This is a genomic window from Pyxidicoccus sp. MSG2 (assembly GCF_026626705.1).
GTDB lineage: Bacteria > Myxococcota > Myxococcia > Myxococcales > Myxococcaceae > Myxococcus.
This window is the reverse complement of record NZ_JAPNKC010000001.1, coordinates 6,984,693-7,010,350: the sequence shown is the minus strand read 5'-3', so window position 1 is coordinate 7,010,350 and position 25,658 is coordinate 6,984,693. Positions and strand designations below refer to the sequence as shown.

The 25,658-nt window shown below is 70.1% G+C and carries 18 protein-coding genes; 9 read left to right on the top strand and 9 right to left on the bottom strand.

The window, feature by feature from the left end; translation table 11 throughout:
• Window positions 1-2 precede the first annotated feature (2 nt).
• The 7 genes from OV427_RS27650 to OV427_RS27620 all read left to right on the top strand — a co-directional run bounded on the left by OV427_RS27650 (window position 3) and on the right by OV427_RS27620 (window position 7,271).
• Window positions 3-386 (top strand): MXAN_6627.5 family MYXO-CTERM protein, encoded by a 384-nt coding sequence (locus OV427_RS27650; RefSeq protein ID WP_267859180.1) that lies wholly within the window; start codon window positions 3-5, stop codon window positions 384-386.
• A gap of 9 nt (window positions 387-395) precedes the next feature.
• Window positions 396-1,439 (top strand): methyltransferase, encoded by a 1,044-nt coding sequence (locus OV427_RS27645; protein ID WP_267859179.1) that lies wholly within the window; start codon window positions 396-398, stop codon window positions 1,437-1,439.
• Between the two features lie 84 nt (window positions 1,440-1,523).
• Window positions 1,524-2,969: a UbiA family prenyltransferase gene (locus OV427_RS27640; RefSeq protein ID WP_267859178.1), complete on the top strand. Its 1,446-nt coding sequence runs from the start codon at window positions 1,524-1,526 to the stop codon at window positions 2,967-2,969.
• A gap of 13 nt (window positions 2,970-2,982) precedes the next feature.
• Entirely contained in the window at window positions 2,983-4,374 is a 1,392-nt protein-coding gene (locus OV427_RS27635; protein ID WP_267859177.1) for an FAD-binding oxidoreductase, read from the top strand.
• A 25-nt stretch (window positions 4,375-4,399) separates the two neighbouring features.
• On the top strand, window positions 4,400-5,137 hold the full coding sequence (locus OV427_RS27630) for an SDR family oxidoreductase (RefSeq protein WP_267859176.1): 738 nt from the start codon (window positions 4,400-4,402) through the stop codon (window positions 5,135-5,137).
• 59 nt (window positions 5,138-5,196) lie between these two features.
• Window positions 5,197-5,790 (top strand): Uma2 family endonuclease, encoded by a 594-nt coding sequence (locus OV427_RS27625; RefSeq protein WP_267859175.1) that lies wholly within the window; start codon window positions 5,197-5,199, stop codon window positions 5,788-5,790.
• 125 nt (window positions 5,791-5,915) lie between these two features.
• Complete coding sequence (locus OV427_RS27620; protein WP_267859174.1) at window positions 5,916-7,271, top strand: hypothetical protein; 1,356 nt, start codon at window positions 5,916-5,918, stop codon at window positions 7,269-7,271.
• Window positions 7,272-7,275: 4 nt separating this feature from the next.
• On the opposite strand, the gene OV427_RS27615 is transcribed toward OV427_RS27620, so the two are convergent.
• Complete coding sequence (locus OV427_RS27615; RefSeq protein WP_267859173.1) at window positions 7,276-8,361, bottom strand: MBL fold metallo-hydrolase; 1,086 nt, start codon at window positions 8,359-8,361, stop codon at window positions 7,276-7,278.
• A 199-nt stretch (window positions 8,362-8,560) separates the two neighbouring features.
• On the opposite strand from OV427_RS27615, the gene OV427_RS27610 reads away from it, so the two are divergent.
• Window positions 8,561-10,237, top strand: coding sequence for an FAD-dependent oxidoreductase (locus tag OV427_RS27610; RefSeq protein WP_267859172.1), 1,677 nt, complete (start codon window positions 8,561-8,563; stop codon window positions 10,235-10,237).
• 1 nt (window position 10,238) lies between these two features.
• On the opposite strand, the gene OV427_RS27605 is transcribed toward OV427_RS27610, so the two are convergent.
• From OV427_RS27605 to OV427_RS27595, 3 genes are all read right to left on the bottom strand, one after another.
• Window positions 10,239-10,802, bottom strand: a complete 564-nt coding sequence (locus OV427_RS27605; RefSeq protein WP_267859171.1) for a Uma2 family endonuclease — start codon at window positions 10,800-10,802, stop codon at window positions 10,239-10,241.
• Between the two features lie 67 nt (window positions 10,803-10,869).
• Entirely contained in the window at window positions 10,870-11,037 is a 168-nt protein-coding gene (locus tag OV427_RS27600; RefSeq protein WP_267859170.1) for a hypothetical protein, read from the bottom strand.
• An 82-nt stretch (window positions 11,038-11,119) separates the two neighbouring features.
• Complete coding sequence (locus OV427_RS27595) at window positions 11,120-12,004, bottom strand: helix-turn-helix transcriptional regulator (protein WP_267859169.1); 885 nt, start codon at window positions 12,002-12,004, stop codon at window positions 11,120-11,122.
• 329 nt (window positions 12,005-12,333) lie between these two features.
• On the opposite strand from OV427_RS27595, the gene OV427_RS27590 reads away from it, so the two are divergent.
• Window positions 12,334-13,395 (top strand): alpha/beta fold hydrolase, encoded by a 1,062-nt coding sequence (locus tag OV427_RS27590; protein WP_267859168.1) that lies wholly within the window; start codon window positions 12,334-12,336, stop codon window positions 13,393-13,395.
• Between the two features lie 50 nt (window positions 13,396-13,445).
• Here OV427_RS27590 and OV427_RS27585 read toward each other — a convergent pair whose 3' ends face one another.
• From OV427_RS27585 to OV427_RS27565, 5 genes are all read right to left on the bottom strand, one after another.
• Entirely contained in the window at window positions 13,446-17,354 is a 3,909-nt protein-coding gene (locus OV427_RS27585; RefSeq protein WP_267859167.1) for an NHL repeat-containing protein, read from the bottom strand.
• Window positions 17,355-17,376: 22 nt separating this feature from the next.
• The gene (locus tag OV427_RS27580; protein ID WP_267859166.1) at window positions 17,377-17,934 is read right to left on the bottom strand and encodes a hypothetical protein; all 558 of its coding nucleotides are present in this window, start codon (window positions 17,932-17,934) and stop codon (window positions 17,377-17,379) included.
• Window positions 17,931-22,430: a PKD domain-containing protein gene (locus OV427_RS27575; RefSeq protein ID WP_267859165.1), complete on the bottom strand. Its 4,500-nt coding sequence runs from the start codon at window positions 22,428-22,430 to the stop codon at window positions 17,931-17,933. Before OV427_RS27575 ends, OV427_RS27580 begins: the two co-directional genes overlap by 4 nt.
• A gap of 29 nt (window positions 22,431-22,459) precedes the next feature.
• Window positions 22,460-23,605 (bottom strand): peptidylprolyl isomerase, encoded by a 1,146-nt coding sequence (locus OV427_RS27570; RefSeq protein ID WP_267859164.1) that lies wholly within the window; start codon window positions 23,603-23,605, stop codon window positions 22,460-22,462.
• 199 nt (window positions 23,606-23,804) lie between these two features.
• The gene (locus OV427_RS27565) at window positions 23,805-24,902 is read right to left on the bottom strand and encodes an NAD(P)/FAD-dependent oxidoreductase (protein WP_267859163.1); all 1,098 of its coding nucleotides are present in this window, start codon (window positions 24,900-24,902) and stop codon (window positions 23,805-23,807) included.
• Window positions 24,903-25,658: the final 756 nt, after the last annotated feature.

Sequence of the window (25,658 nt, the reverse complement as noted above, 5' to 3'; positions counted from 1 at the left end):
TGATGTCTCCCACCCGTCATCCCCTCCGCTCCCGGATGGTGGGCCTGCTGGCCTGCCTCCCCCTCATGCTGCCCATCGCGGCCCTGGCGCAGGACGCCGCTGACGCGGGGTCCGAAGATGCCGGCGGCATCTACATCCCCCTGCCCGACGCCTCCGTGGGCGAGGGCGGCCCGGACCGGGACAACCCCGAGGGCGAGGATGGCCAACTGCCCCTCACGTGCCGCAGGAGCGGGGACTGCGCGGCCCGCTTCACCTGTCAGGAAGGCCGGTGCCGCTACACGGGCGTGCGGCAGGCGGACCGCGCGGGCTGCCTGCTGGGCCCGGAGGCGGCCCTGCTGATTGTGGGGCTGGCCGCGGTGGCCGCGCCCCGGCGGAAGAGGCGATAGAGGACGCGCATGCGGCTGGGGCTCAAGGCGGACAACCTGCTGGAGCGCGTGGCGGACTGGTTCAACCTGGCCCCCCAGCCGCTGGCGCATGCCTTCTTCGGGATGATGGCGTCCCGCACGCTGATGGCGGGCGTGCGGCTGGGTGTGTACGCGGCGCTGGCGGAAGGACCCGCGTCGGCGGAGGCGCTGGCGGAGCGGCTGAAGATGTCGCCCGAGGGCACGCGCACGCTGCTGGAGGCGCTGGTGGCCTGCGAGGCGGTGGAGCGCCAGCGCGGCGGCCGCTACCGGCTGGCCCCCCGGGCGAAGCGCTGGTTGGACCCGCACTCGCCGAAGTACGTGGGCGCCTTCCTGGAGTTCAACTACGCCCAGTGGGACTGGTGGACGGGGCTGGAGGGCGTGGTGCGCTCCGGCCAGGCGGTGGACATCCACCAGTTCGCACCGGAGGACCCGCGCTGGCGGGACTACATCCACGCCATGCACCAATTGGCGCGGCTGGCGGCCCCGGAAGTCGCCGCGGCCATTCCCCTGCCCCGTGGGGCGAAGAGCCTGCTCGACTTGGGCGGCGCGCACGGCTGGTACGCGGCGGAGTTGTGCCTGCGCCACCGGGGGCTGAAGGCCACGGTGCTGGACCTCGAGGGCAGCGCGCGCGTGGGCCGGGACATCATCACCTCGGCGGGGCTGAGCCACCTCGTCACCCACCGCGAGGGGGACATCCTCTCCGCGGAGTTGGGCGGCCCGTACGACGCGGTGCTGCTCTTCCAGGTGATGCACCACCTGTCGCCCGCGCAGAACGTGGCCCTGCTGCGCCGGGTGCGTGGCGCGCTGGGCTCCAAGGGCACGCTCGCCGTCCTGGAGTACCTGCGCGAGGACATCGACGACCCGGCCAGCTCCGCGCCGCTGATTGGCCTGCACTACTTCCTGACGTCCGGCGCGGCGGCCTATACGCCCGCGGAGGTGGAGGGCTTCCTCGACGACGCGGGTTTCCGCATCGTCCAGAGCCGCCCCATCCGCCACCTCCCCCTGCAGACACTGCTGCTGGCCCGACCGGACTGAGCGGGCAGCCGGCGCCTGGGGGGCCCATACCCCTGCCCTCCTGGAGGCATGTCCTCCCGCTGCGCTAGCGTGCGCCTTCTTCCGATGCTTCCCGAAAAACCGCTCCCCGCCGACCTTCCGGACGTGCCGCTCGCCGTCGACCTCGACGGGACGCTGGTGCGCACGGACACGCTGCACGAGAACCTGCTGGCCCTCTTCAAGCAGGCGCCCTGGCTGCTGCTGCTGATGCCGCTGTGGGTGCTCAAGGGCAAGGCCTTCTTCAAGGCGGAGGTGGCCCGGCGGGCGGCGCTGGACGCGTCGCGCCTGCCGTACAACGAGGAGCTGCTGGCCTTCCTGCACGAGGAGAAGGCGCGCGGCCGCCGGCTGGTGCTGGCCACCGCGGCGGACCAGCGCATCGCCGACGGCGTGGCCGCGCACCTGGGCCTCTTCTCCGACGTGTACGCGAGCGACGGGACGGTGAACCTGTCCGGCGCGCGCAAGCTGGCGCGGCTGAAGCAGACGCTGGGCACCTTCGACTACGCGGGCAATGACGGGGTGGACCTGCCCCTGTGGCGCGAGTCGCACCGGGTGGTGGTGGTGCACGCTCCGGCCGGGGTGCTGAAGCAGGCGCGCGGGCTGGGCCGCGAGGTGCACCGCGTCTTCGAGCGCCCCCGCGTGGGCCCGCGCGTCTGGGTGAAGGCGCTGCGCGTGCACCAGTGGGCGAAGAACGCGCTCGTCTTCGTGCCGGTGCTGGCCGCCCACAAGGTGATGGAGCCCGGCCTGCTGCTCAAGGCGGTGCTCGGCTTCGTCGCCTTCAGCCTGTGCGCCTCCAGCGTGTACGTGCTCAACGACATGCTGGACCTGGAGTCGGACCGGCGGCACCCGACGAAGTGCAAGCGCCCCTTCGCGGCGTGCGCGCTGCCGGTGAGCACCGGCGTGGTCCTGGCACCCACGCTGCTATTGGCCGGCGCGGCGGTGTGCCTGCTCCTGCCTCCGGCCTTCTCCGCGCTGCTCGCCACGTACTACGCGCTGACGCTGGCGTACTCGCTGCGGCTGAAGCAGGTGGTGATGCTGGACGTGCTGGTGCTCGCGGGCCTGTACACGGTGCGGATTTTCGGCGGCGCGCTGGCGGTGGGCGTGCCCACGTCGAGCTGGCTGATGATGTTCAGCATGTTCCTCTTCCTCTCGCTGGCGCTGGTGAAGCGCCTGAGCGAGGTGCGCCGGCTGCGGCAGGCCAACGAGACGTCGGCGCACGGGCGCGGCTACCTGGCGCAGGACTACGAGCAGCTCGCCAGCCTGGGCGCGGCGGCCGGCCAGGTGTCCGTGCTGGTGCTGGCGCTCTACATCACCTCCAAGGAGGTGACGGCGCTGTACTCGCACCACGAGTGGCTCTGGCTGCTGTGCCCCATCATGCTGTACTGGGTGGGACGGGTGTGGGTGCTGGCGCACCGCGGGCTGGTGAACGAGGACCCGCTCGTCTTCGCGCTGAGGGACCGGGTGAGCTACGTGGTGGGGCTGGCCGCAGCCGTGGTGCTATGGGTCGCCCGGTGAGAGGACCGACGCGATGAAGGCTCTGGAGTCCTGGGGGCGCTATCCCCGGGTGGAACAGCGGACGCACCCGCTGGTGTGGCGCACGGACGCGCTGCCGCGGGCCGACGGCTCGCTGCTGCCGCACGGCCTGGGCCGCAGCTACGGCGACTCGTGCCTCAACGAGGGCGGCACGCTGCTGCTCACCGGCGGGCTGGACAAGCTCATCTCCTTCGACGCGGGCACGGGCGTGGTGCGCTGCGAGGCGGGCGTCACGCTGGACACGCTGCTGCGGTTGGCGGCCCCGCGCGGCTGGTTCCTGCCGGTGACGCCGGGCACCAAGTTCGTGACGGTGGGCGGCGCCATCGCCAACGACGTGCACGGGAAGAACCACCACCGGGGTGGCACCTTCGGCCGGTACGTGCGGCGCTTCGAACTGGTGCGCTCGGATGGCAGCCGCCGCGTGTGCGCGCCGGATGAGAATCCGGACTGGTACGGCGCGACGATTGGCGGCCTGGGGCTCACCGGGCTCGTCACCTGGGCGGAGGTGCAGCTCAAGCCCATCAGCAACCCGTACATCCTGCAGGAGACCGTGCCCTTCGAGAACCTGGACGGGTTCATCGAAGTGGCCCGCGCGTCCGAGGCCGACCATGAGTTCACCATGGCCTGGGTGGACTGCCTGGCCCGGGGGAAGAAGGTGGGGCGGGGGCTTCTGTACCGGGGCAACTTCGCGCCGCCGCAGTTCGACGGGCTGCCCTTGAAGAAGAGCCACCTGTCCCACGGCGTGGGGCTGGCGGTGCCCATGGACATGCCGGCCTTCTGCCTCAACCGGCTGTCGGTGTCGGCGTTCAACTGGCTCTACTACCACCGGCAGAACGGCAAGCCGAAGGCGCAGCTGACGCACTACGACCCGTTCTTCTACCCGCTGGACGCCATCTACGGATGGAACCGCATCTACGGGAAGCGGGGCTTCCTCCAGTTCCAGTGCGTGGTGCCGTACGCCACCGCGCGCGACGCGCTGAAGGAAATCCTGGAGCGCAGCTCACGCGGCGGACTGCCCAGCTTCCTCTCCGTGCTGAAGACGTTCGGCGACATTCCCTCTCCGGGGTGGATGTCCTTCCCGCGCCAGGGCGTGACGCTGGCCATGGACTTCGCCAACCGCGGGGAGAAGACGTGGCGGCTGGTGGAGGAGTTGGACAAGCTGACGCGCGAGGCGGGCGGCGCGGTGTACCCGGCGAAGGACGCGCGCATGAGTCCCGAGAGCTTCGCGGCGTACTTCCCCCGGCGCGACGAGTTCTCCCGCTACCTGGACCCGGCCTTCTCCTCGTCGTTCTGGCGGCGGGTGAACCCCGTGACCCTGCCCTTCTCCCTGGAGTCCGAGCGCGGCCCGGCGGCCACCCGGCCCCAGTCCCTGCTTGCGATTCGCTGATGTCTTCTCCGAGATTGCGGACCCCATGAAGAAAGTGCTCGTCCTCGGCGCCACCAGCGCCATTGCCCAGGCGACGGTGCGGCTGTTGGCCGCGCGCGGTGCCTCGCTGTACCTCGTCGGCCGCAACGCGGCGAACCTGGAGGCGGTGGCGCAGGACGCCACCACGCGCGGCGCGGCGAAGGTGGAGTCGCGCGCGGTGGATTTGAATGACTTCGACGCGCACGAGCCGCTGGTGGACGCGGCGTACTCGGCGCTGGGCGGGTTGGACGGGGTGGTGCTGGCGCACGGCGTGCTGGGAGACCAGGCGGAGGCGCAGAAGTCCTGGGCGGCCACGGAGGCGGTGCTGCGCACCAACTTCCTGAGCGCGGTGTCGCTGCTGACGGTGCTGGCCAACCGCTTCGAGGCGCAGAAGGCCGGGACGCTGGTGGTGATTTCGTCGGTGGCCGGAGACCGCGGCCGGCAGAGCAACTACGTGTACGGCGCGTCCAAGGGCGCGCTCAACGTGTTCCTCCAGGGCCTGCGCAACCGGCTGGCGAAGTCGGGAGTGGCCGTCGTCACGGTGAAGCCCGGCTTCGTGGACACACCGATGACGGCGCACCTGCCGAAGAACAAGCTGTTCGCCTCGCCGGACAAGGTGGCGCGGGGGCTCTTGAGCGCCGCGGATGCGCGCAAGAACGAGGTCTACGTGCCCGGCATCTGGGCGCTCATCATGCTCATCATCCGCACGATTCCGGAGACGATGTTCAAGCGGATGAAGCTGTAGACGACCTGGCGGGTGGGGCGCCGCTTGTCAGACGCGGCTGATATGCCCACACTTCGAGCATGGCCTACGGCGCGCGAAAGCAGGATGGTCCCGCAACTCTCGCCGACATCGAGGCCCTGCCGGAGGGCGTGGTGGGGGAAATCATCGATGGGACGCTATACGTACACCCTCGGCCGCGGGCCGGGCATGGAGACATCATTGGAGCCCTGTGCAGTGGGCTCCGGGGGCCATTCCAGAGTAGCCGGAACGGCCCGGGTGGATGGTGGATCCAGGTAGAGCCCGGCATCCGTCTGCCAGATGCCCCGGAGTTCGTCCCGGACCTCGCGGGCTGGAGAAGGGAGCGTGCTCCCCGTGGCATTCCCGACGGCTGGTGGACGCTGGTTCCCGACTGGGCCTGCGAGGTCCTCTCTCCTTCGACGCGCGCCTATGACCAGCGCATCAAGCGACCGTTCTACGCGCGCATCGGCATCCGTCACCTGTGGTTCATCGACTTGGAAGCCCGGACGCTCTCCATCAGCGAGCTGAGGGAAGGCCACTGGGTGGAGTTGGGCGTGTACGGCGAAGACGACGTCATCCGCGCCGCGCCCTTCGACGCCCTCGAGCTCAAGCTGGGCGAGCTCTGGCCTGTCATCGACACGTCCCGGCAGGAGTGACGCAGCGCACCGGCGCGCATAGACGCCATCGGGTTCCATCAGCACCCGGAGTACCGCTGACATGGTTGCGGAATGGAGGGTGGTTTTGGGCGCCCTCTCCTCCTTGGGTAGGCTTTCGGCCCGCCATGACCACCGCCTCGCCCCTTGCTCCCGTCCCCGAGCCGCTCGCTCCCGGCTCCTCTGCTCCCGAGCCGGGCGCCTCCGCTCCGCGAGCCTGGGGCCTGGCGAGGCGCATCGCCTTCCGCTTCGCCTTCACGTACCTGTTCCTCTACTCGCTCCCGGGCCCGGTGGACTCCCTCCCGGGCATGGAGTTCCTCAGCGAGGCCTTCAGCGACGTCTGGCAGGCCGTCGTGCCCTGGGTGGGCAAACACGTGCTGAGCCTGGGCACGGACATCACCGTCTTCACCAACGGCAGCGGCGACACCACGTACAACTACGTCCAGGTGCTCGTGTTCCTCGCCGTCGGCGTGCTGGTGGCCGCAGTCTGGTCCGTCGTCGACCGGCGCCGCACCCAGTACTTGAAGGCCCACGACGTGCTGCGCGTCTTCGTCCGCTACGTACTGGCCACCACCATGCTGTCCTACGGCATGGCCAAGGTCCTCAAGTCGCAGTTCCAATTTCCGTTCCCCGAGCGGCTGGTGGAGCCGCTGGGTGAGTTCTCCCCCATGGGACTGCTGTGGACCTTCATGGGGTACTCGAAGGGCTACAACCTCTTCACCGGCGGCGCGGAGATGCTCGGCGGCCTCCTTCTGTTCTTCCGCCGCACCACCACGCTGGGAGCGCTGGTCGTCACCGCCGTCATGGTCAACGTGGTGGCGCTCAACTTCTTCTATGACGTCCCGGTCAAGATCTACTCCTCCCACCTGGTGTTGATGGCGCTCTTCCTGCTGCTGCCCGACGTCCAGCGGCTCCTCGGAGTCCTCCTCCTCAACCGCGCCACGGAGCCCCGGGCGCTGGGCATGCCCTTCCAGCTCTCGCCGCGGGAGGCGCGAGGCTTCCTCGCCGTGAAGGTGCTCTTCCTCGCCGCCGTGGGCTGGTCCCAATGGGAGTCGGGGACGAGCCGCATCATGACGTCCAGCGACTTCGCGCCCAGGCCCGCGCTCTACGGCCTCTATGAAGTCGAGTCCTTCACCCGCGACGGGCAGGTGCTGCCGCCGCTGCTGGGGGACCCGCTCCGATGGCGCTACCTGGCCATCGGTCGCTACAACCGGTTCACCGTCCGGACGATGGATGACCGCGCGCAGCGCCTCCGCATGGAGCACGACCCGTCGAAGTCGACCGTCACCATCACCGAAGGCACCGGAGACACGCAGAAGAAGACGGTGCTCGCGTACTCACAGCCGGACGCGGAGCACTTCGTCTTCCAGGGCACCTTCCAGGGCGCGCCCATCGACGTCCGCCTCAAGAAGGTGGACGAGTCCAAGCACCTGCTCGTCAACCGCGGCTTCAACTGGATTCAGGAGTTCCCCTTCAACCGCTGAGCCGTCAGTCCCGGCGAGCGGGCGCCGGCTCCAGCGGGGGCACGTCGCGGCCCTCGCCGAAGCCCAGGGCCCAGAAGCGCGGGCGCACGGGCTCGCGTGCCACCAGTCGCAGCAGGAGGTACTTCGCCTCGTCCTGGCCATCCAGCGCCAGCGCGAAGGTGCCGTAGTGCATGGCCACCGACGTGGCCGAGCGCAGCACCTTGTGCGCCTGGAGCGCTTCCCTCGGGCCCATGTGCACCGGCCGGAAGGCGGTGGGCCGGTAGGCGCCAATGGGCAGCACCGACAGCCGCATGGGCCCGAAGCGCTCGGCCATCATCGCGAACTGCGGGCCGTAGCCCGTGTCTCCCGCGAAGAGCACCGGCCCTCCCGAGGTGGAGAGGACGTAGCCCGCCCACAGCGTCGCCGACGTGTCCGTCAGCCCGCGGTTGGAGCGGTGCTGCGCCGGCACCGCCGTCACCGTGTGCCCCGGCGCCACCTGCGTGGACTGCCACCAGTCCAATTCCTCCACCCGCTCGAAGCCCTCGCCGTCCAGCAGTGCCTTGTTGCCCAGGCCCACGATGAAGCGCGGCTTGTGCGCCTGCTCCAGGCGCCGCAGCGTCGGCAGGTCCATGTGGTCGTAGTGGTTGTGGCTCACCAGCACCACGTCGATGGGCGGCAGGTCCTCGAAGCGGATGCCCGGCGGGCGCACCCGGTGCGGGCCCAGGAAGGACAGCGGGCTGGGACGGTCCGAGTAGATGGGGTCCGTCAGCACGTTCAGCCCGTCCGCCTGGAGCAGCACCGTGGCGTGGTTGATGAACGTGACGCGCAACTGCCCCGGCCCCACGCGCTGGGGCGGCGGCTTGCCGGGGGAGAGGTCATCGTAGTCGCGCCACTCGCCCCGGGGCTCCTTGCGCAGCGCCTCCAGCACGTCACCCGGGCCGAGCCGGCGCACGGGCTCCAGGTTGTGGAACTGCTCGCCGTCGAAGTGGTCCGTCACCGGGCCCTCGTGACGAGAGCCCGCGAAGAGGCAGCCGCCGAGCCACGGCGCGCACAGCAGGAGGAGCAGCGCGAGGCGCTTCGTCGGAGCTGGAGAGGTATCCGGGTGCGGCATGGTGACGACGCTCCATGAGGGAAGAAGGAGGCCCGGCGCGGCCCCGGACTCCCACCCTGCTTTCAATCACGAAACGGCGCCGAAGGGTGCGAGCCGGCGCCGGCCCGGCCGCCCGCTCCACGGGCAAAGTGTCGACGCCCCCACGCCTGGCCTCCGGGGATTCATTGCGACGCCCCTGGGGCCTTCCCACGTTCGAGGCATGGACGCACTGCCCGTCACCGCCGAGTCCGGGTTGGACCCCTCCGACCCCTATGCCCGTGAAGCGCAGACCTTCCCGCGCCTCAGCCCCGAGATGGCGGAGCGCGTTGCCACCTACGGCACCGAGGAGCGGCTGACCGGCGGCACGCTCCTCTTCAGCCGGGGCGACCGGAACGTCGACTTCTTCTTCATGGTCGAAGGCGCCGTCGAACTCTTCGACCTGGACCCCGAGGGCAACCCCCACGTCTTCGCCGTCCAGGGCGAGCAGCAGTTCACCGGCGAGCTGGACCTCTTCACCGACCACCAGATTCTCGTGAGCGGCCGCACTCGCGGCGACAGCCGGGTGGTCCGCGTCAAGCCGCACGACTTCCGCCGGCTGGTCAGCACCGAGTCCGACATCGGCGAAATCATCATGCGCGCGTTCATCCTGCGCCGCGTCGGCCTCATCCGCCATGCCCAGGCCGGGGTGGTGCTCATCGGCTCCGGCCATGGCGCCGACACGCTCCGGCTGCAGAGCTTCCTGACCCGCAACGGCTATCCCCACAAGCTGCTCGACATCGACGTCGACCCGGGCGCGAGCGGCTTCCTGAAGTGCTTCGAGCTGACTCCCGCCCAGCTCCCCGTCGTCATCGCCCCGGGGAGGAACGTCTTCCGCAATCCGTCGAACGCCGCGCTGGCGGATGACCTGGGCTTCAGCGAGGCCGTCGACCCCGAGCATGTCCATGACGTCGTCGTGGTCGGCGCCGGCCCCGCGGGACTCGCGACCGCCGTCTACGCGGCGTCGGAAGGGCTGGAGACCGTCGTCGTCGAGGCCCTGGCGCCCGGGGGGCAGGCGGGAACCAGCTCGAAGATAGAGAACTACCTCGGCTTTCCCACCGGCATCTCCGGCCAGGCGCTCGCGGGCAGGGCGCAGGTCCAGGCTCGGAAGTTCGGCGCGCGGCTCATCGTCTCCCGCTCCGTCACCGGCATCGATTGCAAGAGCATGCCCTACCGGCTGTGCCTGGAAGACGGCCGCATGGTGTCCGCGCGCACGGTGGTCATCGCCACCGGGGCGCGCTACCGGAAGCTGGACGTGCCCGACCTCGCACGCTTCGAGGGACAGGGCGTCCACTATGCGGCGACGGCCATGGAGTCGAACCTGTGCCACGGCGAGGAAATCATCGTCGTGGGCGGCGGCAATTCCGCCGGACAGGCCGCCGTCTTCCTGTCGCGCACGGTGTCGAAGGTCCACCTGCTCGTGCGAAGTGGGGGGCTCGCGGCGACGATGTCCGACTACCTGGTCCAGCGCATCCAGTCCACGGGACGCATCGAGCTGCACACGCGCACGGAAATCACGCGGCTCGCGGGGAGGCGGTTCCTGGAGGAGGTGACGTGGGTGCACCGGCCCACGGAAGAGGCCACCACGCGCCGCATCGGCAACATCTTCGTGATGATTGGCGCCGAGCCGAACACGGATTGGCTCAACGGCTGCCTGGAGCTGGACGGCAAGGGCTTCGTCCGCACGGGGCAGGATTCGCAGGGCCGGGCGCTCGCGTCACCGTATGCGACGTCACGGCCGGGCATCTACGCGGTGGGGGACGTGCGCTCGGGCTCGGTGAAGCGCGTGGCTTCGAGCGTGGGCGAGGGCTCCGTGGTGGTGCAGGCGATTCATGGCTTCCTGCACCCCGGCGTGGTGTGAGTCAGCGTTCCCAGAGCGCGGCCAGGTCGACGGGGATGGCCTCGAAGGGTTCGGCCCGGACCGGGCCACTGCCGGCGTGCGTACCGAGGAGGAGCCAGCTTCCGCCCTCCAGCCGGTAGACCTCCAGCGTCTGGGGGCTCGGGTCCACGAGCCAGAGGTGCTTCACGCCTTCTCTCGCATACACCGCCATCTTCAGGGTCCGGTCCAGGTTCTCCGTGGAGGGAGACAACACCTCGCAGAGCCAGTCGGGGGCGAGCTCCACACCGACGACATCCGGTATCTCCGGCATGCGCTCACGCCGCCACCCCACGAGGTCGGGCACCAACACATCACCGCCGAGGTGCAATTCAGTCTTGGGCAACAGGAACCATCCACCGGGTCCCTCCTGCTCCGGTTCCTCATCAAATGGTCCCAGTGCCCTCGCCACCTGGCCTGCTGCCCGTACATGGACCGTACCGGGGTGAGGCCTCACGTACAGCTCTCCGTCGATGATCTCCCCAACCACGTTCGGCGGGAGGCGTTCCAGCGCTTCGTATGCGACTTCCGTTCGCGTCTTGTCGCTCATGTGTCCAGCTTGCACCATACCTCTGACATCCTCACGGAGTCAGGGAATCTTGGAGGTCACATGGCGATTACTCGTAGGGAGGCTGGCACTTCTCCTCGTGCCAGAAACACGGAGGCTTGTTCTTCACACAGGCCTCGCGGGTCACGTGCTTCACGCAGCTGCACTCCCAGCCGTCGTGGCACTCCACGTCGCCACGCTCCGTCTGCACGGTCCGCGACTCGGGCTCCTGGGGCACCGGGGCCTCCTGCTCCTCAGGGGCCCCATTCCCAGCGAGGCCACGACGATGAGCCAACGAGGCATGAGCCACCTCCCGCGCGTCAGACGCGTGCCGTCCGGGAAACGCTCTCCGCCACGCCGCGCACCCAGTCCTCCGGCGTCGTCTTGCGGAAGCGCGCCGGCGAGCAGCCCACCTCGCGGCGGAAGGTGTTGATGAAGTTCGAGAGGTCTCCGAAGCCCACGTCGTAGGCAATCTCCGTCACCGGCCGGGAGGTGTCGCGCAGCAGCCCGAGCGCACGCCGCAACCGCACCTGCATCAGGTAGCGGTGCGGCGTCACGCCCGTCTCGCGCTTGAACACCCGGAGGAAGTGGTACGGGCTCAGGCCCGCCACCCGCGCCAGGTCGCCCAGGCGCAGCTCGTCCGCCGAGGCGTGCTCAATCTCCGCGAGCGCGGCGTGGACGCTGTCCCGCGCGGCCCGGCTGTCACGCGTCACCTCGGCCCCGGGCCCGCGTCCCAGTTGCTCGAAGACGTTGGCGGCGAGCGCGAGTCCCAGCTCCTCCAGGCCCAACGTCGCGCCTCCCGAGGCAAGGCACTGCTCGGCGAGGTGCCGGAGCGCGTCGACTCGCGGCAGCGGCGGGAGCACCGACCTCGCGAAGTACCGCCGGGGTGAGCCGCGCGAGCCGCGCCCCATCAAGCGTTCGAGGGTGGCCTCGTCGAAGCGGAAGATGAGGCAGCGGTCCCCTCCGGCGTGCTCGTGCGAGATTTCATACTGCTGGCCCGGGTTGGCCAGCAGCGCGAAGCCGGTGGTGAGCAGCTGGGGCCCGTGCTCGCTCCGGAAGCTGAACACCCCCGAGCGCACCACCGCGATGGAGGCGGAGGTGAACTGCTCTGGCTCGCTCGGCGCCCCCTTCTGCGCGGTGCAGCGGTAGTCGAAGACGCGCACCAGCCCGTCGCGCGCCAGCTCGCGGCGAGGTGCGGGGGCCAAGGGCGGTGGTGGAGCTCCCAGCGAGCGACCCATGCCGGCAGCCTAGACCCCTTCAGGCAGCCCGGGAACCCTTCCTCGGAGTGAGGCGGATGACCTCTCCGAGGAGGACTGGCTTACAGGTCTTTGCTGAAGCGGGTCGGCAGGCGCGACGTGAAGGCGCCTCGCCCGCGTGAAGGTGACGCTTCCGGCGCCCCGCCGCTCGGGGACGCTGGCAGCCGGGCGCGACCGCAATTTTCGCCAAGTGGACGCCGAGGCGGCCTCGCTACAAGCCCGCCATCGCACGGCGGCCTCCGCCGCGCACAGCCAGCCATCCAGGACGGGCAGACCTCATGAGTTCGAAGACATTCGCGGCAGAGGTGAAGGGAGTCGAGACGGCCTCCGTGGAACGGGAGCGCGGCCCGGTGACGCGGATGCATCGCAGGGAGCTCCTCATCGCGACCGGAGCGCTCGCGGTGGGGACGCTCGCCGGATGCGCGTCGGGCGGCGGTCCACGTCAGACCCCACCAGGCACGCGCGAGACGCTGGACGCCGCGGCCTTCCGCGCCTCACGTCGCTTCGTCGAGACGCGCTTCGGACGCATCGCCTACGTCGAGCGTGGCACCGGCGACGCCGCTTTGTTCCTGCACGGCTTTCCGCTCAACGGCTTCCAGTGGCGCGGCGCGCTCGAGCGCCTGTCACCCTACCGCCGCTGCGTCGCTCCCGACTTCATGGGGCTCGGCTACACGGAGGTCGCCGAAGGACAGAGCGTCGCGGCCGGTGCGCAGGCCGACATGCTCGTGGCGCTGCTGGACTCGCTCTCCATCTCCACCGTCGACCTCGTCGCCAATGACAGCGGCGGCGCCGTCGCGCAGCTCTTCGTCACCCGCTACCCGGAGCGCGTCCGGACGCTGCTGCTGACGAACTGCGACGTGGAGAACGAGTGCCCTCCCCCCGCCGTCCTTCCCGTCATCGAGATGGCTCGCGCCGGGACGTACGTGGACCAGTGGCTCGCGCCGTGGCTCGCCGACAAGCCCCTGGCGCGCTCGGAGGCGGGCATCGGCGGGATGACGTACACCCATCCCACCCAGCCCACCGACGAGGCCATCGAGTACTACTTCGCGCCCCTCGTCCGCTCTCCGCGCGGGAAGGACCAGGTGCACGCGTACACCGTCGCGCTCGCGCCCAACCCTCTGGCGGGCCTGGAGCCGGCACTGAAGCGCTGCACCGTGCCGACCCGAATCCTCTGGGGAACCGGCGACACCATCTTCTCCCAGGCGAGCGCCGACTACCTGGACCGCACGCTCCCCAACTCGCGAGGCGTGCGGCGGATACCGGGAGCGAAGCTCTTCTTCCCCGAGGAGTTCCCGGACCTCATCGCCGAGGAAGCACGCCGGCTCTGGGGCGTGGGCTGAGAGTGGACGGCCCCGGGTTCACATCGAACCCGGGGCGCCCTGCTCCGGCCCTAGCCCTTGTTGTCCTTGTCGACGACGTTGTCCACGCCGTCCTTGTCGTCGTCACCCGGCGGCTCCTTGCCGTCCGGGAGGCCGTCGTTGTCGCTGTCCGTGTCGAGCACGTTGGGCAGGCCGTCCCCGTCCGCGTCGCCCTGGACCTCGTTCTTGTCCGGCAGCCCGTCCCCGTCCTGGTCGCCCTTGCTGTCGAGCGGGACCTCGAGCTCCACCTTCGTCCGCGTGGAGCCGCTGCACTTCCCATCACCCGGGTAGATGGCCGTGGCGGACCACTTTCCTCCTGCCACGGTGAGCCGGTAGTCCTCGAACGTGCCGCCGGTGGTGGTCGTCACCGTCTGGTAGACGGGGTTGCCGGCGCCGTCCGTGTAGCGCAGGAGGAACTTCTGGCCGGGCCGCTCGGGCTTCGTGTAGCCCTTCACGCGGATGAGGCCACACGTCTCGGGCGGCTTCTTCGGGTCGTAGAAGTAGACCTTGGTCTTCTTGTCCGGCTCCAGGTGATACGCGGGGAACTCCTTGCAGCTCACCTTCACCACTTCCACCGTCTCGATTTCCACGGTGGTGCGGCGACGCAGCGGCACGCGCACGGTGGCGCCACCCATCCGCACGAGCGTGTCCCCACGCGGCGTCCACGCGGTGACGTGGGCATCGTGCGCGACGCAGTCCTTGTCCTTCTCGTCGGGCTGGAACTTCAGGTGCCCTTCCAGCAGCTCGCCCGGCTTCGCCACGGCCTTCGTCGGCCCGAAGTCCTGCTTCCAGTGGCCAGGCACGCCCTCGTAGCGGAAGTACACGAGCTGCTCCTTCTCGCCGGCGTTCTTGAACTGGAAGCCGAAGTCCACCACGTCGTAGGGGCTGGCGTGGCTGGACTGCTTCACGTGGAGGTTCTGCTGGGCCTCGTTGTCGTTGGCGTTGGTGTCGGACGTCATCCGGCGCAGCTGCACCTTCACGCAGTTGTGCGGGTCGTCCGCGCCCACGGGCTTCCACACCACGTAGATGTCCCGGAACTCGCCCGAGGGAATCACCGGGATGAAGACGCTCTTGTAGAGGTCGAACGAGCCCACGCCATCCACCGTGTGGTACGGCGCGGAGAGCAGGAAGCGGACCTCCGTGTCGTACGCGGCCGCCGGGCCGTCGTTGTAGACGCGGGCGTAGATGCGGTTGTCCTGGTCGCCAATGGGCTGCTCGTCCACCTGCGTGGTGTTGTAGCCGCCGCCGTCCTCCTGGTTGTCCACCCAGATGTCCGGGCTGGTCCACACCGGGTCGCCCACGCGGATGCGGACGTTGTAGTCGACGGGGGGCGTGTAATCGACGGTGACGTCATAGCCGCCGTTGGACGGGCGCTCGGCCGCCACGCGCACGCTGATGCCCGTGCCCGGAGGCGCGTCCGTGCCGCCCACGCCCAGTGCCGCGTCACCCACCGTGGTGGCCGGCGTGCGGTCCCGGATGACGACGGGCACCTGGCCCTGCGGAATCGCCTTGTTGGCGGAGTACACGAGCACGCCCTTGCCCGGCACCGTCTGGTCCCGGTTCGCCAGCGTCGGCGTGCGCGCCTCCACCCAGTAGAAGTTCGTCTCGTCCTCGAAGGACGTCACGCCGGGCGTCAGGCCAATGGCGATGGCGCCGTACTGCCCCGCAACCAGCGAGCTCTGGAAGCTGACGGGAATGGCCGGCTGGCCCGTGCGAGGCGAAGTCCCAGGCGGACGGGGGATGAAGAAAATCTGCCCGCCGCTGCTCGTCACCCACTCGGCGTACTGCTTGGACCACACGAGCGGGTGGGCGCCCTCGAAGGGCAGCGCCATGTTGTCCCACTTGTTGGCGGGCTCGGCGATGGGGAACTCCACGTTCTCGTGGGCGAAGAGGTCCACGAGGCCGAACTGGTGCGAATAGCCGTGGGCGTACTGCGCCAGCGAGTTCGACGGCCCCTGGATGGAGACGGAGAGGTAGCGGGTGTTGCCGCCGACGGTGTACGGCCAGAGGCCCGTGGTGGCCCAGTCGTTCGTGAAGGCCGGGTCGTTCACCACCAGGATGACGCGGTCGATGTCATCCGACGGGTCCGAGGTGGCGCCGTCCAGCGCGCCAGAGTCGATGGCCAGCAGCCCGTTGAGCGAGTCCGTGGCCAGCTCCACCAGCGGCGTCACGCTGCCCGAGTAGTAGTCGGTGCTGGGGCGACCCAGGGCGAGGGGCTCCTTGTACACGGGCACCAGCGTGGCCTGGTTGTAGCTGACCTCGGAAATCCACTGCGTCAGCGCGTCGATGCGCTCGGTGACGGTGGCCTGGTCCGCGCTGCCGGTGACGTTCGAGAAGTTCACCCGGAGCACGAGGGTGTCCTGGACGCCGTCGGGGAAGGGCCCGCGAGTCACCTGCACGGGGCGCAGCGCGATGTTGTTGTTCTTGCGCACCTCGTCCAGCCCCGTGGCGGGCGTCAGCCGGTCATAGAGGTTGGACACCCGGGCCGAGAGCAGGAAGCGGCCATCCGCCGCGGCCGCGGACTCGGGGGCGGGCGGCCGGAAGACGATGGGGCCCACCACGGTGACACCGTGGCCCGCCATCGTGGAGCCGGGCACGGTGGGGACGGCGAGCGCGTTGGCGGGCGCGTTGACGGTGTCGCTGGAGAAGCTCTCGAAGAAGCCGTCCAGGCTCCAGTTCGTGGGGAACGCGAGCGGCGACGCCGGGTCCCCCCAGTACAGCCGCACGGCGGAGTTGGTGGCCGGCGCGGTGTTGCGGTTGCGCACCATCACATAGACGTAGTTGTTGGTGCCGTAGCGCGGCTGCTCGAAGGCGTAGTAGCCCAGGCCGAACTGCGCCGCGGTGGCCAGATTCACGTCCGGCCGGTGGCGCACGAGGATGTCCGGCGAGGACAGGGTGATGGCGGTGGAGGAGGGCTCCGTGCCGGTGTCGCCCAGGTAGTCCCGTGCGTACAGGTCGAAGGGCATGGGCGCGCCCGAGCCCAGGAAGGCCACGAGCCGCGCGGCGTCCGAGTCGATGACGAACACGCGCCCCAGCCCGTCAATCTCCAGCTTCTGCGGCGAGGTGAAGAGCGGGGCAATGCCCAGCGTGGAGTCGAAGCTCCCGTCCGGACGGAAGACGGTGACGCGGTGGTTCTGCGTGTCGGCCACCCACATCATCCCGTCCGGCGCCACGGCCACGTCACGCGGGCTGCGGAACTGCGAGGTGCCCGAGCCCATGGAGCCGAAGCGCAGCGTGGCGCCCACCGGCGGAACCTTCACAATCTGGTTGTTGCCCGTGTCCGCCACGTAGAACGTGCCGTCCGCGCCCACGTCGAAGCCGCTGGCGCCGAACCACGTGGGGTCCGAGTGCGCGACGGACCAGCTCGTGTCGTCCGGGCCGTCCGCCACGAGGATGCGGCTGTTGCCCGAGTCGAGCAGGTACACCTTGCCCAGCGCCCCCACGGCGAGGTCCTTGGGCTGGGTGATGTTCACTCCCGCCACCGTGTTGCGCGTGGTGGACGCGAAGGCCGCGTCGTACGTGTAGCTGGAGGTGGCGGCGTTCCACCGGTACAGCTCCACCTCGCCGCCAATGCTGTCCAGGGCGTAGAGGTTGCCCTGCGCGTCGGCGGCCACGCCCTGGGGCTGGTTGAGGGCCTGCTCCTGGGTGGGGTCCGCCACGAAGCCGACCTCCGACCAGGTGGGGCTGCCGCCCGAGAGGGTGGAGATGGCCGTGTACTTGATGCGCCGGTTGGCGGTGTCCGCCACCAGCACGCGGCCATTCAGCTCATCCACGCCCACGCCGAAGGGGATGGAGAAGCCGCCGGTGACGGGCGTGGGCGCGCCGGCATCGGCCGCGCCACCGCCCAGGGACGTCTGGCTCCAGAAGAGGGCCAGGCCCGCGAAGGCAACAAGGGTACGCCGCACCGCCCGGGGGCGGTGCGTGGAGGTTGTGGGGCTCACGATGGGAGTCCTTTTTGGGGAATTACTTGCCGAGGAGGAACCGGGCGCGAGCCACGGAGCCCTTGTGCAGGGTGGATTTGGAGTGCTTCGTCACGTAGTCGGTGAGGACGGACTTCCCGTCCGACCAGCGCGACACCTCCATGAGGGCCAGCTCGCGGACGTTGTCGTCCGTGTCGTCCAGGAAGGTGAGCGTCTCCTGCTTGGCGAGCTCGGGACCGCGGCGCGAGAAGGTGTTCAGCGACAGCCGCCGCAGGCCGGGGCTCTTGGCCCTGCCCGCTGCGGCCACGTGGGCACCCAGGCGCGCGTCCCACGGCATCTTCTGCACGGGCTGCGACATCAGGTAGGCGAGCACGCTGGAGCGCACGGCCTCCGCCTCGGGCTTGCCCTCCACCGACTCCCAGAGGTCGGAGAGGGCTGAGGCACGGGCCGAGGGTGCCACCGCCTTCTCGAAGCGGGAGAAGGCGGCGACCCGACCGAGGCCATCATCCGTGGCGAAGTCGCGGCCGAGCTCCACGGCGGACTGGGCGGACGCCACGGTGGAGAGGGTGAGTGCCAGGACAGCAAGCAGGCGGCGAATCATGGGAGCCTCATGAAGCGCGTGCCACGCGCTCGGGTAATCTGCTGAATGGTGTGGACGGCGGTGTCGTCCCACAGCCGCTTGGTGTTGAGGTGGGTGCGCGGGCTGGTGGCGATGGTTCCGTTGCGCATCAGGTTGAAGGCGTCATGGACGCCGCCGTAGTGCCCACCGCCATCCCAGCCGGCCGTACCACCGCCGGACGCGCCCGCGGCCTCGCCCGCCGTCAGGGTGGCGTTGGTCACCATGTGGCCCACCTCGTGAGCGCCCGAGTAGTCGATGGAGGCGTTGCGCCCGGCGACGAAGACGAAGTTCTTCCCGCCGGCGGCCGCGGGGAGCCACCCGTCCGGGAAGGACTGGCCGCGGTCGCCCGACGTGAAGTTGCCCACGAACATGAGGTACACGGTATTGGCGTTGGCGGGCGCGGCGGGGTCCACACCACGTGCCAGGGTGATGAGCGCCTGCTGGTCCGCCGAGGGCGCCAGGGTGCCGTGGCTGCCCGTGAAGCTGCCCACGTTGTTCAGGTTCACCGCGCTGCCCATGGGCAGGGTGATGTTGTCCGTCACCGGGTTGTAGACGACCTCCACGCGGACGCCCATGGGGACGAAGCGCTCCTTGAGGATGTCCGTGAGGGTGGTCACCGTCGCCGCGGGGATGGCCGCGATGCCCAGGTTGTTGGGGTCCTGGAAGTTGAAGACGCGCACGGTCATCACCCGGCGCTCCTCGGGCAGGCGCTGGAAGAGCGGCGTCTTGAGCAGGGTGGCCGGCGTCAACGCGTCGACGGACTGGTAGCGCGCCACCACGCGGCCGTCCGGGTTCTTCGTCTGGCGGACGCGGTGGTTCGCCGCGTTGTAGGCCGCGTTGCCCGGGTGCGCGGTGAGGCCCGTGTTGGTGGGCACGTCCCGGTCCACCTGGTCCGACACCACCATCACCGCCTGGGACACGAAGATGCCCGTGTTGGCGCCCGTCTCCGTGAGGGTGACGGTGCGGTCGGTGGCTGGAGAGTCCTGATTGGTGACGCCGTCCGCCTCCGTGGTGAACCACTCCAGCGCGTACTCCTCCACCGTGGCGGCGTTGGTGTTCCGCGACGCGTCGGTGAGCTGGTAGTAGAAGCGGCGGGAGTCACGCCCGATGAAGTTGTCCGGGTTGGCGGAGGCGCCCAGGCGCACCTGGTCCGACTCGTTGTAGAGGGTGTTGATGGCGCCGAAGGCATCCGCCGCCAGCCGGAAGGCGAAGTCCCACAGGCCCGCCCGGACGAAGAGCGTGGGCGCGTCCGCCGCGGTGATGCGGAAGTCGCCGTTGGTGTCGTTCATCGTCTCCAGCTTCCAGACGTTGAGCTTCAGCTCCTTGTTGGGCGTCGCGGGGGTGCTGGGGGGCGTGTACTGCACCCGCAGCTTCGGCGAGCCGGGCGTGAGGGCCTCGACGAAGACCTGGGCGGGGACGGCGTCCGCGGGGAGGTTGAACGTCTTCGGCAGCACCAGCGGGCCGGTCTTGTTCGCGGTGGTCCAGACCTTGAGCTGGGCGGGCGCGTCCGAGCTCAGGGTGAGCGTGCCGTCCACGCGGGGCTGGAAGCGCAGGGTGACGGCCACCAGGTCGTTCTCCGCGGCGGGCGCGGGCGTCTGGCCGGAGTCCATGATGCCGTTCGCGTCGTCATCGTCCGAGTTGACCGCGACGGGCAGGCCGCTGGCGGGAATGGCGTGGCCGGGGACCTCCAGCGCCATGTCGTAGAGGGTGAAGGGGACGCGCGGAGAGACGCCCAGGGAGCGGCCGCCGCGGAAGGCCTCGAACTCCATCTGGTAGCGGCCGGCGGCCTGGGGCGTGGCGCCCACCCGGCCGTTCCACGAGAAGGTGCCCAGGGCGGCGGTGCTCGGCGTGTTGCCGCGCGTCACCACGCTGCCCGCCTGGTTGAGCACCCGCCACTCCAGGGTGGAGATGGAGAGGGCGCCATCCACGCGGTAGTCGAACGTCACGTTGCCCGTGCCCGCCACCACGGCGTCGCGGTCGACGTAGGGCGCGGTGCTGGCCAACTGGAGGGAGACGGTCTCCGTCTGGATGGCCTGGGACTGGAAGCCGGAGAAGAGGGTGGGCGAGAGCGTGAAGTCGAGCAGTGTCACGCGCACGTCGTAGCGGCCGGTGGCGGGCCGGGTGCCGGCGTTGGTGAACCCGTTCCAGTTGAAGACCAGGGGCAGGCCCTTGCTGATGGGCGGGACGTTCAGCTCATAGGCGGAGTAGACGGGCGTGCCGCCGCCCGTGGGGAAGACCTCCAGCAGCGTGTACATGCCCAGCATGAACGTGGGGTCTTCGTAGAGCGACGAGTCGATGTGGTAGTAGACGTCGATGTCCGCGCTGTCGAAGGACTGGACGATGGCGGGCGTGCCGGTGGTGGGCGCGTCCACGCAGACACCGGCCGCGCAGTTGCCGATGGTGACGCCCGTCTCCGCGTAGTTCGTCTGGGCGGGCGAGTCGTCATCCGTGACGGTGAGGCGAATCCTCCAGAAGCCCTGGCAGCCCGGCGGGACGGCGGCGCCCGCGGGGTAGAGGGTGAGGACGCTGGCCGAGGGGCCGCTCGGCAGCGACGGCGCGGAGCAGCCGATGGGCGGCACCGCGGACCAGGCGTAGTTCGTAATCCCCAGGCCGGAGCCGGGAGGGCCCGACACCGCGTTGTCCAGGTCGAAGCTGGCGGCGCCATTCACGACGATGGCGCCGGGCAGCACGCCGGCGAGGTTGACGAGGTACCAGGCGGACCCGCTGACGACGGCGGCGGGCGGCGTCTGGGGCGGGACGACGACGACGGTGTGCCGGGTGCGCGCGACGTTGGTCTCCGCGTCCTGCACCTCCAGCTCGAACTGCCACTGGCCCGGCTGCAGGTCCGTCCAGTCCAGCGACAGCGTGGAGGTGTTGGCGGGGATGTTGAACACCTCGTCCACGCGGCCGGTGGTGTAGACGCCCCACGCGTCCGGCGGGATGTCCACCACGTACCAGGTGTGGCGGACGATGCCCGCGGAGATGCCGGTGACGGGGCTGCCGTCCGTCACGTGGCAGCGGTTGGGCTGGGTGAGGCACGGGGAGTCCGGGTCCGAGGAGCCGCGCCCGTCCAGCATGATGGGGAACTCCAGCAGGTGGGCCACGTCCAGCCCGGCGATGTCCGCGGTGGGCAGGCCATCCACGACGATGGCGCGGTTCTGGCTCACGGACTCGTTCTCGTCGTCGGTGGCGGTGAGGCGCAGAATCCACGTGCCCGCGGAGCTCGCCGAGGTGGCGCGGGTGGCGGAGGCGCCGGTGGACAGCACGGTGAGCGGCGAGACGCCCGCGGACTGGGGCGCCTGGATGAGCTCCCACTTGAAGGTGAGGTTGCCGCCGTCGTCATCGGTGGTGATGCTGGTCGCCGCCTGCAGCGTCTGGCCGACGTCGATTTCCGTGGGGCCGGTGAAGGAGATGCGCGGCTTCAGGTTGCGCACCGTGACAGTCACCGTCTCCGAGTCGGTGGTGTTCTCGTTGTCCTTCGCGGTGACGCGGAAGCGCCAGGTGCCCACGTGCAGGCCGGTGGTGGGGATGTTGATACCCGCGGTGGTGGCGTAGTTGCTCTGCGGGGCGAGGCCCGAGCGGGTGGGCGCCTCCAGCAGGTCCCACACGAAGGTGAGATTGCCGCCGTCCACGTCCGTGGTGGGCGAGGCCGTGAGGGCGATGGGCGTGTTGGCGTCAATCGTCGTGGCCCCGGCGACGCTGATGTTGGGCGGGACGTTGGGGACGGAGAACGAGTGGGTGAAGGACTTCAGCTCGCCCTCGTTGTCCGCGATGTCCACCGCGAACTGGTAGGTGCCGATGTCGCGGTCGCTGGTGAAGGTGATGGTGGGGTTGGCGGTGGTGGCGGCCGCCAGCGTCGCGGTGGACATGGGCGGCTTGCTGACGATGCGCCAGGCGTGCGTCAGTCCGCCGCCATCCGGGTCCGACGCGTTGGAGCGCAGCGTGACGGTGGCGTTCCAGGCCGGCGTGGGCGTGTGGTTCAGGCTGGCGGTGGGCGGCGAGTTGGTGACGGTGATGCGGAACGTGACGGGGGCGGGGAAGTTGCTCACGCCCGCGAAATCACAGACGACGTTGCACGGCGGAGAGGCCGCGCTCACGCAGTAGGCCGGGTCGACGTGCGTGCCGTTGCAGGTGATGGTCTTCAGGCCCAAATCCCGCAGGGAGTTGAACCTCATGTTGAAGTGGAACTCGGGCTGGCCGTCCCCCGTCGAGTCGAAGATGGGACACCCGCCGGGAGAGGAGAGCGGGTTGGACGTCGCCACGCCCGGGTCTCCGGAGCCCGGGGCAATCTGCACCGAGGGCCCGGGCGAGAAGCCCGTCTGGGCGCAGTTGACCTGGAAGGGCCAGAGGTAGCCGCCCTCCGCGAACTCGAAATAACCCTGCGTGGTCTTGACCTGCTGGGGTCCAGCGAAGTCGCCGGCCTGGCTGGTGAAGGCGCCCAGGACCAGGAGGAGACAGGCGAGCCAATGGATGCGCATCGAAGTAACTCTCGAGATAGGGGCAGGGCTCATGGGCGCGGGCGGCTCAGCTGAGAGGCGGAAGTGGCGGGCACGCCGGACGGGACGGGCACCGGCGCCGACGAGGTGGACGGGAGGCTGAACGAGAGCTGCGCGGCGGGAGTGCCCGGCTTGAGCAGGTCCTTGAGCAGGTCCGCGTAGCGCTCGGCGAAGAGGTTCTTGATGACGGCCTTGGAGCGCAGCTCCGCGAGCAGGTCCTTGAGCCGGGCCTCCGCGTACAGCCGCTCCAGCCAGGCCTGGATTTCGGGCTGCACGTCCTCGAACTTCCGGTCCAGCGCGGGCAGGACTTCATGCACGAGGAGGAAGCAGTAGCCGTCCTTCGTCTCGAGCACGTCGGTGAGCTCTCCGGGCTTGCGCTCCACGAGCGCCTTCCAGACGTGGGCCTCGAGCTTGTCCTCGGTCAGGTCCATCCGGGCGCCCCCGAGGGCGCGGGTGGAGCCGTCCGAGGAGTTGCGGGCGACGTCGGCGAAGGCCTCGTTGCCCTTGCGCACCTTCTCCAGGAGGCCCTTCGCCTTGGTCAGGGAGTCCTTGCCGGGAAGCACGAGCACCTCGCTCGCGTGCACCCGCTTGGGCTGGTGGAACGTCGCGACGTTGTCCTCGTAGTAGCGCTTCACCTCGTCGGGCGGGAGCGTCCAGCCCGTGTCCTTCTTCGCGAGCCGCTCGCGCAGCAGGCGCTGGCGGATGTCACCGCGGATGGCCGTGCTGCCGTCCGGAGTGCTCTCCACGTACGCCTTGAAGGCCTCGCTGGTGGGGAAGGTCTGCTCGAAGGCCGCGTAGGCCGCGTCGATTTCCTTCGCCGTCACCTCCAGGCCCTGCTCCTTGGCGGCCGCGTCGGTGATGGCTTCATCGACGAGCTTCTGGGTGATGGCGTTCTTGAGCAGGAGCGCGTCCGCGTCCGGGATGCGGCCATCCGTGGAGGTGGCGCGCGAGACGGTGAAGGCGAGGAGGCGGTTGAACCGCTCCAGCGAGACGGGCTTGTCGTTGACGAGGGCGACCTCCTGCTGCTCGGGCTGGTCCAGCCGGCTCGACGCGGAGAGGGCCGCGAAGCCACCCAGGGCGATGGGCAGCAGGCTGGCGGCGAACAGCCACCGGCGCGCGGGAGTTCGAGAACGAGGACGTGAAGGCGTGGCTTCCATGGTCACCGGGAGCGGGGCTTGGGAGTCGGTACGGGAATGCGACGAGCCGACCCTTGAGCAAGGACCGGGCCCACGGCGCTTCCCGAGGGAGGGAGGCTTGCGCGCGTGCGTCGGCGTGTTGCCTGGCAGGCAACGTCACTGCAGCGCAGTGGACTGGAGGTCCACGCGCGGCGGCGACTGTGTCAGCGGGGGTTGGGAATCACGCCACGACGGCGTGGAGGATGCGCTCGAAGAGCCAGGGCGCCTTCGAGAGCAGGCGAACCACGGGGCGGCGCAGCCGGGGGCGGCGGGCCAGCATGAGCAGTGCGTGCGTCGTCCACGCGTACTTGCGGAACACGCGCTGGAAGCAGGCCTCGTAGGGGCGCAGGGTGTCCGCCGTCGCGCCCTTCGCCAGTGCGTCGGGGAGCAGCGTGCCCAGCGACTCCGCGCAGGCGAAGGCCAGGGAGAGCCCCTCCCCTGTCAGCGCGTCTACGTAGCCCGCCGCGTCTCCCACCAGCGCGAAGCGGTCCGCCACTCGGGCTCGGGCCACGCGTGCCAGGGGACCCGCGCCTCGCACCTGGGAGTCTGGCTCCACGCCTGTCAGCCGCTCGGAGAGGCGGGGGAAGCGCGCGAGCAGTGTTTCGAAGCCCACGCGTCCTTCAACGACGCCGTCCTCCCAGAGGAAGGCGAGGCCCACGCGCCGGGCTCCCGCGGGGGTGACGTACGCTTCCACACCGTCCGCGAAGTGCACCTCCACGTACGGCGTCCACGGCTCCAGTTGGAAGTGTCGGCGCAGGCCGAAGCGCCTCGGGCCCGAGGACTCCACGTCGAGGCCCTCCGCGCGCCTCAGCGGTGAGCCGAGCCCGTCTGCCGCCACCAGCATCCGTGCTTCCACCGGGCCGTCGCCGGTCTCCAGGGTCATGCCTTCGCTGGTGCGGCGATGGGACAGCACCTGGGTGCGCTCGCGGAGCTCCACGCCGACGTCACGGGCTCTGGCCACCAGGGCGGAGGCCAGGGCCACTCGCCGCACGCCGAGCCCTCCGGCTCCGGGCAGCAGCCCTTCCACCGTGGAGCCGTCCTCCTGCACATAGCGGATGCCCACGAAGGGCGCGCTCTCGCGGCGGTCCAGCAGCGCCAGCGCGCCGAGCCGGTCCAGCACCGCGAGCGCCGGGGGCATCAGTCCCTCGCCGCAGGCCTTGTCGGCGGGCACCGTCGCTCGCTCCAGCACCACCGTGTTCAGCCCGCGCGCGGTGGTGGTGATGGCCACGGCCAGTCCGGCCGGCCCTCCGCCTACCACTGCGACGTCGTACCGCTTCACGTGGCTCGCTCCCGTTCCGCGGCGACCGACGTGCCTGGTGCGAACCCCATGGGCATGCGCACCTCGCGCCGCCTCGAGCCGCGCGGTGCGCCCGCGCCGTCACCGAAGCATCGCGCGCGGCTCGGCGACTCATTCAGGACACGGGAGCGGCCCGCACGGCGTGAGGTGCACCCTGGCGGCCGGTGGCGGTGGAAGGAACGTTCATGCCACGAGCGATCCAGGACGCGGGCGCCCCCCGGCAGCCAGCAGCGGCGGAAGGAGCGTTCATTCCACGAGCAATCCAGGACGCGGGTGCACCCCGGCAGCCGACAACGGCGGAAGGAACGTTCATTCCACGAGCAATCCAGGACGCGGGTGCACCCCGGCGGCCGGCAGCGGCGGAAGGAATGTTCATTCCGCAAGCCCTCCGCCAGGACGCGGGCGCACCCCGGCGGCCGGCAGCGGCGGAAGGAACGTTCATTCCGCAAGCCCTCCGCCAGGACGCGGGCGCACCCCGGCAGCCGACAGCGGCGGAAGGAACGTTCATTCCGCAAGCCCTCCGCCAGGACGCGGGCGCACCCCGGCGGCCGGCAGCGGCGGAAGGAATGTTCATTCCGCAAGCCTTCCGCCAGGACGCGGGCGCACCCCGGCGGCCGGCAGCGGCGGAAGGAACGTTCATTCCGCAAGCCCTCCGCCAGGACGCGGGCGCACCCCGGCGGCCGGCAGCGGCGGAAGGAACGTTCATTCCACGAGCGATCCATGACGCGGGGGCTCCCC

What these genes read in the sequence shown, in the direction of transcription:
- OV427_RS27650 (WP_267859180.1), top strand. Translation starts at nt 3, where the DNA reads ATGTCTCCCACCCGTCATCCCCTCCGCTCCCGGATGGTGGGCCTGCTG.
- OV427_RS27645 (WP_267859179.1), top strand. Translation starts at nt 396, where the DNA reads ATGCGGCTGGGGCTCAAGGCGGACAACCTGCTGGAGCGCGTGGCGGAC.
- OV427_RS27640 (WP_267859178.1), top strand. Translation starts at nt 1,524, where the DNA reads ATGCTTCCCGAAAAACCGCTCCCCGCCGACCTTCCGGACGTGCCGCTC.
- OV427_RS27635 (WP_267859177.1), top strand. Translation starts at nt 2,983, where the DNA reads ATGAAGGCTCTGGAGTCCTGGGGGCGCTATCCCCGGGTGGAACAGCGG.
- OV427_RS27630 (WP_267859176.1), top strand. Translation starts at nt 4,400, where the DNA reads ATGAAGAAAGTGCTCGTCCTCGGCGCCACCAGCGCCATTGCCCAGGCG.
- OV427_RS27625 (WP_267859175.1), top strand. Translation starts at nt 5,197, where the DNA reads ATGGCCTACGGCGCGCGAAAGCAGGATGGTCCCGCAACTCTCGCCGAC.
- OV427_RS27620 (WP_267859174.1), top strand. Translation starts at nt 5,916, where the DNA reads ATGACCACCGCCTCGCCCCTTGCTCCCGTCCCCGAGCCGCTCGCTCCC.
- OV427_RS27615 (WP_267859173.1), bottom strand. Translation starts at nt 8,361, where the DNA reads ATGCCGCACCCGGATACCTCTCCAGCTCCGACGAAGCGCCTCGCGCTG.
- OV427_RS27610 (WP_267859172.1), top strand. Translation starts at nt 8,561, where the DNA reads ATGGACGCACTGCCCGTCACCGCCGAGTCCGGGTTGGACCCCTCCGAC.
- OV427_RS27605 (WP_267859171.1), bottom strand. Translation starts at nt 10,802, where the DNA reads ATGAGCGACAAGACGCGAACGGAAGTCGCATACGAAGCGCTGGAACGC.
- OV427_RS27590 (WP_267859168.1), top strand. Translation starts at nt 12,334, where the DNA reads ATGAGTTCGAAGACATTCGCGGCAGAGGTGAAGGGAGTCGAGACGGCC.
- OV427_RS27580 (WP_267859166.1), bottom strand. Translation starts at nt 17,934, where the DNA reads ATGATTCGCCGCCTGCTTGCTGTCCTGGCACTCACCCTCTCCACCGTG.
- OV427_RS27575 (WP_267859165.1), bottom strand. Translation starts at nt 22,430, where the DNA reads ATGCGCATCCATTGGCTCGCCTGTCTCCTCCTGGTCCTGGGCGCCTTC.
- OV427_RS27570 (WP_267859164.1), bottom strand. Translation starts at nt 23,605, where the DNA reads ATGGAAGCCACGCCTTCACGTCCTCGTTCTCGAACTCCCGCGCGCCGG.